This is a genomic window from Nocardioides sp. YR527, assembly GCF_900101045.1.
Lineage (GTDB): Bacteria > Actinomycetota > Actinomycetes > Propionibacteriales > Nocardioidaceae > Nocardioides.
Map to the genome: position 1 here is coordinate 43,910 of NZ_FNFN01000015.1, position 10,983 is coordinate 54,892.

The 10,983-nt window shown below is 69.0% G+C and carries 9 protein-coding genes; all 9 read left to right on the forward strand.

The features are described 5' to 3' along the window. Positions 1-171: 171 nt before the first annotated feature. Positions 172-1,920, forward strand: a complete 1,749-nt coding sequence (locus tag BLT25_RS28700) for an outer membrane protein assembly factor BamB family protein (protein WP_091053135.1) — start codon at positions 172-174, stop codon at positions 1,918-1,920. Next, on the forward strand, positions 1,920-3,812 hold the full coding sequence (locus BLT25_RS28705; protein WP_091053136.1) for a hypothetical protein: 1,893 nt from the start codon (positions 1,920-1,922) through the stop codon (positions 3,810-3,812). The genes BLT25_RS28700 and BLT25_RS28705 overlap by 1 nt, the downstream gene beginning before the upstream one ends. Further along, entirely contained in the window at positions 3,812-4,312 is a 501-nt protein-coding gene (locus BLT25_RS28710; RefSeq protein WP_091053138.1) for a hypothetical protein, read from the forward strand. The genes BLT25_RS28705 and BLT25_RS28710 overlap by 1 nt, the downstream gene beginning before the upstream one ends. After that, positions 4,312-5,325: a DUF6668 family protein gene (locus BLT25_RS28715; protein WP_091053139.1), complete on the forward strand. Its 1,014-nt coding sequence runs from the start codon at positions 4,312-4,314 to the stop codon at positions 5,323-5,325. Before BLT25_RS28710 ends, BLT25_RS28715 begins: the two co-directional genes overlap by 1 nt. Beyond that, a complete protein-coding gene (locus BLT25_RS28720) occupies positions 5,322-5,618 on the forward strand; it encodes a hypothetical protein (protein WP_091053141.1) in 297 nt (98 codons plus the stop codon). The genes BLT25_RS28715 and BLT25_RS28720 overlap by 4 nt, the downstream gene beginning before the upstream one ends. Before the next feature lie 65 nt (positions 5,619-5,683). Then, positions 5,684-6,442, forward strand: coding sequence for a DUF8175 domain-containg protein (locus tag BLT25_RS29635; protein WP_143033905.1), 759 nt, complete (start codon positions 5,684-5,686; stop codon positions 6,440-6,442). Positions 6,443-6,447: 5 nt separating this feature from the next. Continuing rightward, complete coding sequence (locus tag BLT25_RS28735) at positions 6,448-7,887, forward strand: hypothetical protein (RefSeq protein ID WP_091053147.1); 1,440 nt, start codon at positions 6,448-6,450, stop codon at positions 7,885-7,887. Positions 7,888-7,972: 85 nt separating this feature from the next. Then, positions 7,973-9,487 carry an SCO6880 family protein gene (locus BLT25_RS28740; RefSeq protein WP_091053149.1) on the forward strand — a complete coding sequence of 505 codons (1,515 nt, stop codon included), beginning with the start codon at positions 7,973-7,975 and terminating at the stop codon, positions 9,485-9,487. Between the two features lie 13 nt (positions 9,488-9,500). Further along, positions 9,501-10,983: hypothetical protein (locus BLT25_RS28745; RefSeq protein WP_091053151.1), on the forward strand; the 1,483-nt coding region annotated here is incomplete at its 3' end.

Genomic DNA, 10,983 nt, shown 5'->3' on the forward strand with positions numbered 1-10,983 from the left:
AGCCGACGCAGCAGCGACAGCCTGTAATGGCGTTGCAGACACCCGTTATCAAACCGATGCTTCTGTACTCGTATCAACGCAAACTGTCGGCGCTCTTTGCTCTGATAGATCACCTGGTGCAGGCCAGAACGGCCTCCACCGGCACCAAGTCTCGGGGGAGGTGAGTTGGTGATGTCTGACCGTTCGGAGATCTCTGAGCGTGCGGCACTGACGTCGCTGGAGGGCGGCCAAGAGCCGTTCGACCCTGAGCAGGTGCCGATGTTCCCGCTCGTGCGTGCCCAGATCCGGCAGACCGATGAAGGCGAGCTGGAAGGCCTTGTCGATGACGTGAGCGTTGGTCGCAACGTCGAGCTCGAGCCCGTGCGCCGCTCGGTCGTCGAGGCGGCCGCGAAGGCCGCAGCGCAGAAGAAGGGCCCGATGCAGACCCGGGCTATCCGGGTGCGCGGCATCTCACCGGACGACTCGATCTTCCACCTGGTCGTCACCGCCTCCGGCGAGGTCTACGAGACCACCGACCCGACCACACGAACCTCGACGGGCACGGCCTCTCGATCGCGCGCTGGGCGCCGCCAGCCGACCGGGTCGGCGCCATCCACCGCTCCCCGCCCCGCTCGTCAGCGTCCGGCGGGCATGTTCTTCCTGATCATCGGTCTGATGGTCGTTCTCCTGCTGGCGTTCCTCGGGACTCCGATCATGCTGATGATCCTGAGGGCCCAGGCCGACGACGACGGTGACCGCAAGCCGGTTCCGCCCAAGCCCGTGCAGCTGCCCGTGGTTGCCCCCGCCCCCTATGAGGCCGTAGCCCGCTGGTCGATCCCGTTGGGGACCTCCTCCTACTCCTCGACCTCGGCGCCGGTGACCGCAGATGGTGACCGTGTCTATGTCGTACGTGATGGCGGCGAGACCGTCGCGGCGTACGACGCCGAGACAGGAGTCCCTGGGTGGAAGAACCCCAACCTCGACGGGACCGTCACTGCAGGCCCTGTGCTCGCCGACGTCGACGGTGAGCAGGTGCTGACGGTGGCCACGTCATCGGACCTGATGCTTCTCGACCCCTCAACCGGGAAGCCGGTAGGGGAGTGGGAGCTGGGCGAGGCGGGTGCTGAGGTGCGGATGACGCCGACCGGCCCGATCGTCCTCGACGACGCTGGCCACGCCAGGATGGTGAGCGACGGTGACCTGGTCACCCGGGTGATCCCGGCGACGGGCACCGCCGTGGCTCCCACGGTTGACGGCGGCCTGATCGTCGTGGGCGCCGCGGGCGAGGTCTGGACGGTCACTGACACCCGCGTTGCTCCGGCCCCGCAGTCCTTGGTGCCGCCGGCAGGGACTGCCTTCTCGGCGATCGCGGGCTGGTCCGGGTCCCGTCTGGTGCTGGCTTACCACGCCACCACCGACACAGGCTCGAACCAGGTACGCCTGGCTGGCTACACCTACACGACGTCGGGATGGCGCCTGGGCTGGACGACCGGATCGATCCCGACGGTCTACGCCACCGGGCAGGAGATGCCGCTGGCCTCGTCGGCAACCGGCACGTGGGGGATCTATGGCTCCACGTCCCTCGATCTTGAGACCGGCACGGTCGCAGCGCTGCCCACCGACTGGGCCACCTCCGCCGTTGGTGACGAGCGGGCCTTCGGCACGGGTGCGGGCAAGCCGCTGGCTGCCGCTCCCTCGGGGGTCCTCGCTGAGTCGCTCGAGGCACCGGCGCCGCCGCTGACAAGCGCGCTCACGCCTCCTCAAGCCTCGGCCGGTACCGCGGCCTATGTGGTCGCCTCGGCGGACAGCTCCACCGCTGTGCTCTACGCGCTTCGACTCCCCAAGGACACCAGCGCCGAGACCACCCCGGGCGCGTCCACCGGCATGACTACCCCTCTCTCCTCCCCGGCTTCGGCCCTTAACAACGCTGGAGGTGCGTGATGCGTAAGTGGCTCATGGCGGCCGCCCTGGCGCCGCTGCTGATGATCGTCCTCATCCCTGCCCTCGGCGGGAACGAAGAGGAAGCCGCCGGGTGCGCCCCGGCCGGCAGCACCCTGCAGGCGAACGCGCCGGACCGCGGGGTCGGACAGTGGTCGGCCCAGCAGGTCGCCAACGCCGCCCAGCTCATCTCGGTCGGCGCCGAGCTGAACATGCCAGCGCGGGCCCAGACCTTGATCGTGGCTGCGGCGATGGACGAGTCCAACCTGATCCCGCAGGGGCAGCAGGGCGGCATCACCAACGCTGGCGGCCGCGCCTACGGCATCCTTCAGCAGACGCCGTACGAGTCCGGTGGCGACTGGGGAACCATCGCGCAGGTCATGGACATCGCCTACGCAGCACGCCAGTTCTACCGGCACCTGGTCGAAGTCCCCGGCTGGGAGACGATGGCGCCCACTGCCGCGATTCACGCGGTTCAGCGCAACGCCGATCCGACGGTGTACGCCAAGTTCTGGGACCCGGCTCTCGAGCTGGTCAGCGCCATCACCAGCCGCGGTGGGAGCACCTCGGTGGACGGCTCGGCCGGCGGTGCCGGTCAGACGGCTGCGGCCCTGCCCGGCGTGGTCGGCGACGTCGACGCTGCAGCGGGCTGTGGTGCTGGCGGCGGCTTCACCACTGCGGTCGTGACCGGCACCGGCCGCGACTACGTGGGCCCGTTCAACCAGGCCCAGCTGATCGCCAAGGTCAAGGAGCTGGCCGCATCCGGGCAGGCCTGGCTCTCACGGTGTCAGAACTTCGCCGCGCAGGCCATGGGCCGCCCGAACTCCGGCTACCCCACCGCCAACGACGCCTGGGCGACCTTCGTCGCACAGGGCACCGCGCACCCCGCCAACGCCGCCGACGGCCGCCAGATCCCCGTCGGTGCCTGGGTGTACTTCGACACCTCAAACTGGGCGGGACACGTCGGGGTCTACATGGGACTGCAGAACGGCGTCCCGATGGTGGCCTCCACCGACGCAGCCCCCGACGGAAGCTACGAGGCCAACGCGCTCAACATCGTCCCGTTCAAGGCGATCGAGGGCTGGGGGCCCTACCTCGGCTGGGCAGCACCCTGGGGTGAGCGCGTCGAGACCGCTCCCGCCTCGACCTCGACGAGCGCGACAGGTTCCGCTGGCGTGGGCTCGGTCGTGATGGCGACCGCGAACATCCCGAACCGCTCGGGTGACGCAGGGCTGCGCACCTCAATGTCGCGGGTCGTATCCACCCGGCCCGACTTCATCACCCTCAACGAGCAGCAGCAGCGCTCGCTCAACGAGCTCGTCGCTGCCGCACCGGGCTATGCCGCCTACCGCGACCCGAACACCCCGACGGGCACCGGCGCCAGCCAGGCTAAGGACACCGTCGTCATGTGGAAGGCCAGTGACTGGCAGGCCGTCGCCGGCGGGCGGGTCCAGATCGTCGAGGACGATCGCAACACCTACCAGGGTCGGGTCGTCGTGTGGGACCGCTACATCACCTGGATCACCCTCGAGCGCCAGGGCGGGGGAGCGAAGGTGAACGTGATCAGCGTCCACCACATGACCGATCCTTCCCGGTTCGGTCCCAACAAACCGCGCAGGCAGCAGGCCTACGGCAACGGCATGGACACCCTCCTCGCGGTCGCTGACCGCCTCGAGTCGACCGGTCCGGTCCTGATCGGCGGCGACTTCAACGTCTCCGCGCAGCAGACCGGCGCGTGGGCGGCTCCCGCGAAGATGCGCGCTGCCGGGTACGGCCAGGTCCACACCGGTGTCGACTACCTCTTCGCGCCCACCAACGCGAAGTTCACCAAGAGCTGGAACGGGCCCATGGTCTCCGACCACCGCTGGCTCGCCGCACAGATCGGAGCCCGGTGATGAAGACCCCCATCCTCGTTGGCGCACTCGCTGCCGTCCTGATGGGCGGAGGTGTCCTGGCCGTCGTCGCCAGCCAGAGCAACGGGCCTGACACTCCGGCCGCGACGAGCCCGCCGACTCCCTCCTCCTCGGTGGCTGGGGATCCGACCGCTCCCGCCTCGGGGGCGGCCCTGACCGAGGCCGAGCAGACGGCTCTCAAGGTCTTCACGACTTGGTCAGACCGCTCGTCGACCTATGAAGAGTGGTGGGCACGGCTTGAGCCGCTGCTCTCCCCGGCCGGGAAGGCGCTCTACCAGTACACCGACCCGGCCAACATTCCCGCGATCACCGTGACCGGTGATCCCGAAGTCACCGACGCGGTCACCGGCCCCAACGCCGTGACGCCCGGGGGCGCCAACGTCGCCGTCCCGACCAGCGCCGGCGACTTCATCGTCCAGCTCGAGCACGACCACGGCGACTGGCTGATGTACGCGATGACCTTCCCCCAAGGAGTTCAGTGATGACAGACGAGCCCGAAGAGAAGACCCGGATCAACCCGATCCGGCGCCCGCACCTGCAGCCGCAGGCCGACGAGCCGCCGAGCTCGTGGCAGGCCGCCGTCGTCGCAAACCAGGAGCGCGTTGCCCGCGAGGACGCGGAGCGACGTGCCCGCCTGGCCGCCGAGCTCGAGGCAGCCCGGGAGCCGCGACGTTTCGGCTCCGCTTGGCTCTCGGCCGCCCTCGGCCGCACCGACGACTCCCGTACTGGGTCATGGTCGTCCGTCTGGAACCGGACCCAGCCCTCGTCGACCGGCACCGCGGGTGCCGTGGGACCACGGCCGACGATCCGGCAGGCGGCCGCCGCCTCGGCACCGGCCAATGTGTTCCTGCCGGTCCCGGCAGAGCAGGCCGATGAGGAGGGGGAGGACGACCGGCGACCGGTCATGCACGCCGGCCCACCGGCTCCGACGGGGGCACCCGCGCCGGCAGACCCGGTCCTGCTGGTCCCGGACCGGTTCATGATCCGCACGCTCAGCCCTGAGGTCACGGTCCAACTGGTAGGCCTCCATGGTGGTGCCGGGACCTCCACCATGGCCTCTCTCCTCGGCAGCGAGGCGGTCGACTGCGGCAAGAGCCTCTCTGGCCTGGCCGACCCGACGATCCCGGTCGTGCTGGTCGCCCGTACGCACGCCAAAGGGCTCAACCTCGTCCGACGGGCCGCGAATCAGTGGGCCTCAGGCGGGCTTGAGGAGATCCGGCTGCTCGGCGTCGTCTTTGTCGACGACGCACCCAACCTGTCCAAGCTCCTCGCCAGAGACCTCCGCTCAGCCGAGCGGGCACTGCCGCACTCCTGGCGGCTGGAGTGGTCCGAGGACATCCGCCACGGCATCGACCTCCCCGGTGAAGCACCCGGCGGCCGCGTGCGCCGTACCCGCAAGAGCCTGCTCGACCAGGCACGCAAGTTCCGCGCCAGCTCTCCCTCAGCAACTACCAACCTGATGAAAACACAGCAGAGAAGAGGAACCGCATCATGATGACCACCCTGATCACTGAGGCCATCAACACCAGCGCCTCCGCCGCCGTCACTCCGGTCGCCGCGCTCCCGCCCGGCACCGGGAAGCTCAGCCTGCTGACCACCTGGGTCACCGGCCTTGTCGGCCTCGGGCTCTTCATCGCCTTCTGCCTGATGATGGGCAAGGCCGGCTTCGAGGCCCTCCGCCATGGCCGATTCGAGGGTGGCATGGGCGCCGCCGTCGTGCTGGTCGCCGCCGTCTTCCTCGGCGCAGCCTCCGCGATCTTCGGGGCACTCGGCATCGCCGCCGGGTGACGACGAACCGACGAGATCTCCGTACGTCAGCTCACTGACAGCACACGACACCTGACAGGAATGACATGAGTGACGAGTCCGACAACCGTGAAGGCTGGACCGGCATGGGCATCTGGTGGATGTCCGCTGCCGCGCTCATCGCTGCCGTCGTCATCGGCCTAGCGATCGTTCTGTTCCTCCCGAGGAACGACAAGGACAACACCGGAAGTCCCACGCCGTCCACCGCGCCAACCACTCCTCCCTCCTCGTCGGCCTCGTCGAGTCCCTCGGCTTCAGCAGGCGCTGGGTGGGCTGCGGGCTGCAACACCAGCGTGGGATCGACCGAGATCCCGGTGTCGGCGCCTGAGGCGACCTGGGACCCGCTCGGCGGAAGCTCGGTCCCGGTGTCCACGACGTACGGACCGAGCAAGGTCAACGGCTCTCTTCGAGAGTGCTATCAGCACTCCCCTGCTGGCGCCCTCTTCGCAACGGTCACGATCATGACTGCTCTTGGAGCGGATCCGGCCGGGGCCGGAGCGATCGCGCGTGCACAGATTGCCCCCGGGCCAGGCCGAGACAAGGCCATCGAGGAGGCCGACGCCGGCGCCTCGGATCCGGCCGCTGCGCAGACCATTGCCGCGTACCGGTTCACCTCGTGCGGTCCCGACCGCTGCAATCTGGACGCGGTCTTCGCTGTGAACGGCGGAGTCCTTGCCCGGACGTCCCTGTCGGCGGTGTGGAACGGGTCTGACTGGCAGCTTGATGCGGCCGCGCTGTCGGCCGCGGGCGTCTCTCAGGTCGACCAGGTCCCAGCGGGCTTCATCTCGTGGGAACCGGGGCGGTGATCTAGATGTGCAAGCCGTGGGAGCTGGGGTGCCAGCTCGAGGAAGGTGCCAGCAACCTCGCCGGGTCTGCGGTTGAGGAGTTCGTGCAGGCCCTCGCCGATGGGGCCAAGAATCTTCTCGGGTACGTGTCGACGTTCTGGATGGAGGTTCCCTCGCCGAAGTTGGCGACCGGGTCCGGCCAGAACTGGCAGGGCACCGATCTGATGACGTCGATGCAGCAGTATCTGATGCCGATCACGGCCGCAATCTGCGTGATGTCGATGGCGTTCGCGCTGCTGAAGGTCGGCTTCAATCCTGAGCAGAGTCGAGCAGGGTTCACCTCGATCGGCCGCCAGATGGTGGCGGTCCTGCTGGCCACGCTTCCGGCGTGGGCGGTGTCGCAGGTGCTGATCATGTCGGGGGATGAGTTCTCCCCGTGGATCATCGAGCAGGCCTCGGGCCACGAGGCCACCGACGGATTCAAGTCGGTCCTGATCGAGGGTCTCTCGCCCGGTGCGCCGTCCGAAGGCCTGGGCATGTGGCTGGTGATCTTCCTGCTGGCCATCATCGCCAGCCTGGTGCAGTGCCTGTTCATGGTGCTGCGCGGCGCCGCCATCCTGGTGCTGTTCGCGCTCCTCGCACCGGCGGCAGCTGCGTCGGCGACCGAGGAGGGCTGGCAGCGGTACAAGCGGCTGCTGATGGTCGTGCTCGGGTTCATTCTCTACAAGCCGGTCGCCGCAGTCATCTACGCGACGGGGATGCGGCTGATGAGCGACAACAGTGGCGACGAGGTCCAGAACGCGATCTACGGCCTGACGGTGCTCGCGATGGCAGCGCTCGCACTCCCTGCGCTGATCAAGTTCCTCATGCCTGCCGCTGCGGTGGGCTCGTCCTCGGCCTTCTCCGGCGGCGCCGCCGTTGGAGCTGTCGCAGGAGGCGCGGCGATCGTCGCCCTTGCAGGCTCGGGCGGCGCCTCGGGTGCTGCGGCCGGCGCAGGCAGCGGCACGGCCGGTGGCGCAGCAGGTGGCGCCGACGGCGCAGCAGGTGCCGCAGGTGGTGCGACTGGCGGCGGGAGCGGTCCCGCCGGTGGAGCCGACCCCTCCGGCACCGACCCCTCGGGTACCGATCCCTCCGGCGCCCAGACTCCCGGAGTCGAGGGCGGCTCGACAGGTAGTGCGAGCGGTGCTGGCACGTCGGAGAGCGGGTCGACCAAGGGCAGCGCTGAGGGCGCTGACGGTCAGGCTTCCTCCGGTGCTGGTCCCACCGAACCCGAGTCGGCACGCGCCGGAGCAACGGCGCCCGGCGCGGAAACGACGTCGGCCACGGCAGGGGAGACCGGGACCCGGCCGAGCACCCCGAACGGGGCGGGCCAGCGTTCGGCGCAGGCCGTCGCAGAGATGACCCGAGACACGGCGGCGAAGGCTCAGGCGGCCGCGGACGAGACCGCTGACGGCGTAGGTCAGTAACAGACATGACAGATAACACAGCAAGTACAAACCACCCGCAGCAGACAGACGTGAGTCAGGCGAACGGCCCGGCCGAGGAGGAACGATGAGCACGACTGAGGCAACAGAGATCAGGTACGGCAACCTGCGTAAGCCGGTCTTGCCAGGATTCTTCGGCCTGAGCGCGATCCCCTCGGGGATCTTGCTGCTCGGCACCCTGGTGATGCTCATGCTGATCTTCACCACCAACCTGTGGGTCGGCCTGATCGAGATGGGCATCGTGCTCGCCGCAGTGCTGCCGGAGGCCATCCCCACCGCGGATGGCCAGGGCCGCTACTCGCGGATGATCGGCCGGTTCCGCTTCAACCGCGCGACTCGCACCGGCGAGAACGTCCTGGTGCAGGGTCTGACCGGGTTCGTCCCCGATGGCCAGTGCCGGCTGCCCGGTGTCGCGGCCGCGGTCGAGCTCTCGACGGCCCGCGATGTCCACGGCCGCGAGTTCGGGCTGATCCACTGGACCAAGCCCGACCTCTACTCCGTGGTCATCAACTGCTTCCCCGAGGGCCGCTCCGGCATGGACAAGGAAGTCATGGACGCCCAGGTCGCACAGTGGGCAGCCTGGCTGAGCCAGCTGGCCTCGGGCGAGGAGATCGTTGGAGCCCAGGTCGTCATCGACTCCGCCCCCGACTCGGGGGAGCGGCTGCGTCGTGCGGTCGACCGCGGCCGGAGTGCCTCGGCGCCGGCGTACTCGCAGCTGATGGTGGAGCAGGTCAAGGAGTCCTCGCGTGCTGGTGCTCCGACGGTGACGGTGCGAATCACGATCACCTTCAACGCCAAGCTCGAGGGCGAGTCGAAGAAGGATGTGCAGGTCCGCTCTCGTGAGGAGATGGCGGCCGCCATCGGGGACATCCTGCCCGCGATGACCGGCACCTTGGACGGCACCGGTGCTGGGCAGGGCAGCTACCCCGCGACGGTGCAGGAGATCACCGACATGACTCGGGTCGCGTATGACCCGGCCGCCGGTCCGGCGGTGGAGAAGGCACAGCAGGAGGGCGGGACGCAGATCCCGTGGTCCCAGGCTGGCCCGATCACCGCGGTGAACCACTGGGATGCCTACCAGCACGAGACGGCGCTGTCGCGTACGTGGCAGATGTACGGGGCGCCGAAGGGTCAGTTCTTCGCCAAGGTCCTCGACGGCCTTGTCGCTCCTCACCGCGACGTCGCGCACAAGCGCGTCACGCTGGTCTACCGGCCGGAGTCGGCGGCACGCTCGGCGCAGATCGCCGAGAACGATGTCACCGCTGCTCGGCTGGTGGCCTCGCAGAACCAGCGCACGAGGGCCGCGCACCGGCTGGCCGTCTCGGCGGCGGAGAAGACAGCCGAGCAGGAGTCGCTCGGCTCGCCGCTGACCCGCGTCGGTCTGCTCGTCACGGTGACCGTTCTGGATCCGGCTGACCTCGGTCGCGCTTCGGCCGTGGTGCGTCGCACCCTGGCGCCACCGGCGCGGCTCCAGCTGCGGCTCCCGCATGGGGCTCAGGACGCGGCGTTCGTCGCTGGTCTGCCGCTGGGGATGGTGCCGTACTACCACGGCAGCCTCGCCTCGTTCGCGGACGGCATGTGAGGAGGGAGTGGCGATGAAGATGAACACTCGAAACAGCAGCGTCGCCCAGGCCGCGATGGCTGGCGGGCAGAGCATGTACTCGACGCAGAACCTCTCCCGTCGGGAACGGAGGGCGCTCTATGCACCGGTCAAGGCGACCCAGCGCTCAAGCAAGCGTCGCTCCCAGCCGGTCCAGCCGGGTCCGGGTCCGATGGGCTGGGCTCGCCCCGGGGGCGGGAAGACGCTGAAGGTGCCGCAGACCCCGGAGTTCCGGGCGCCCACGGTGCAGGTCTGTGGCCTGTACCCGTTCGGGGTCGGGTCGTCTCTGGCACTGATCGGTACGCCGCTTGGCCCGCACCTGGAGGGGCGCGGGATGGTGTGTGGCGACCCTGTCTCCTACTTCGCTGAAGGGCTGATCAACAACCCCTCGGCCTTCTGCTTGGCTCGTCCGGGGACCGGGAAGTCGACGCTGCTGCGTCACATCGCCGGCTACCTGCCCGCCAAGGGCGTGTTGCCGATCGTGCTTTCGGACTGGAAGCCCGACTACGTCGACCTGGTCGAGCGGCTGGAGGGTCAGGTCATCAAGCTCGGCCGCGCGTCTGGGTTTGTGAACCCTCTCGACCCGGGCCCGCTGGCCAAGCGCCTCACTGATCTACCCGAGGACGTGCGTGCCCGGGTGAAAGCCAACATTCGTGGCCGGCGCAGCAACGTCATGGAGGGTCTGTGCGCGCTGGCGCTAGGCAGCGACCTGGTCGCCCACGAGCGCAGCGTGCTCTCCAAGGCGATGGAGGTTTGGGACAACGACAACCCCGAGCGCGTCCCGGTCGTCCACGACATCCTGCGGATCATCGAGGGCCGTCAACCGGCTCTTCGCCGATTCGCCGGCGACCACGGGGACAACGCTCGCTACGACGAGCGAGTCCAGCGCCTCGTCGACGCGCTCAACGCACTCGACGGCGGGTCCGAGACCTTCGGCCGCGTCTTCGCCGAGCCCACCACGACCGATCTCCACCTAGACCGCGCAGTCGTCTTCGACCTGTCCGAGTTCGAGGAGATGGACCCGACCCTGCAGGCCGGCGTCCAGCTGGTGTGCTGGTCCTACGGGTCGACCGCCGTCTCGGGCGCCAAGGCTCTTGCCGACGCCGGGCTGGCGCCGCGGCGTACGTACCTGCTGATCATGGACGAGCTGTGGCGTGCGCTGCGTGCGGCTCCGTTCATGGTCGACCGGGTCGATGAGATCACCCGTCTGAACCGGACCCTGGGTTTGGGCCAGCTGCTGTGCACCCACGGCATGGATGACCTCAAGGTCCACAACGAGGAGGCCACAGCGAAGGCCTGGGGCTTCGTGGGACGCTCCGAGATCGTCTACCTCGGCGGACTGAACCCTGGCGAGATGGGCAACCTCGAGGAGGTCTTCGCGCTCTCCCGCACCGAGAAGGACCTGCTGACCAGCTGGGCCGAAGGTGGCCAGGTCAACCCGGTCACGGGAGAGAAGGCACCCCCGCGCGGTCGCGGAA

What these genes read in the sequence shown, in the direction of transcription:
- BLT25_RS28700 (WP_091053135.1), top strand. Translation starts at nt 172, where the DNA reads ATGTCTGACCGTTCGGAGATCTCTGAGCGTGCGGCACTGACGTCGCTG.
- BLT25_RS28705 (WP_091053136.1), top strand. Translation starts at nt 1,920, where the DNA reads ATGCGTAAGTGGCTCATGGCGGCCGCCCTGGCGCCGCTGCTGATGATC.
- BLT25_RS28710 (WP_091053138.1), top strand. Translation starts at nt 3,812, where the DNA reads ATGAAGACCCCCATCCTCGTTGGCGCACTCGCTGCCGTCCTGATGGGC.
- BLT25_RS28715 (WP_091053139.1), top strand. Translation starts at nt 4,312, where the DNA reads ATGACAGACGAGCCCGAAGAGAAGACCCGGATCAACCCGATCCGGCGC.
- BLT25_RS28720 (WP_091053141.1), top strand. Translation starts at nt 5,322, where the DNA reads ATGATGACCACCCTGATCACTGAGGCCATCAACACCAGCGCCTCCGCC.
- BLT25_RS29635 (WP_143033905.1), top strand. Translation starts at nt 5,684, where the DNA reads ATGAGTGACGAGTCCGACAACCGTGAAGGCTGGACCGGCATGGGCATC.
- BLT25_RS28735 (WP_091053147.1), top strand. Translation starts at nt 6,448, where the DNA reads ATGTGCAAGCCGTGGGAGCTGGGGTGCCAGCTCGAGGAAGGTGCCAGC.
- BLT25_RS28740 (WP_091053149.1), top strand. Translation starts at nt 7,973, where the DNA reads ATGAGCACGACTGAGGCAACAGAGATCAGGTACGGCAACCTGCGTAAG.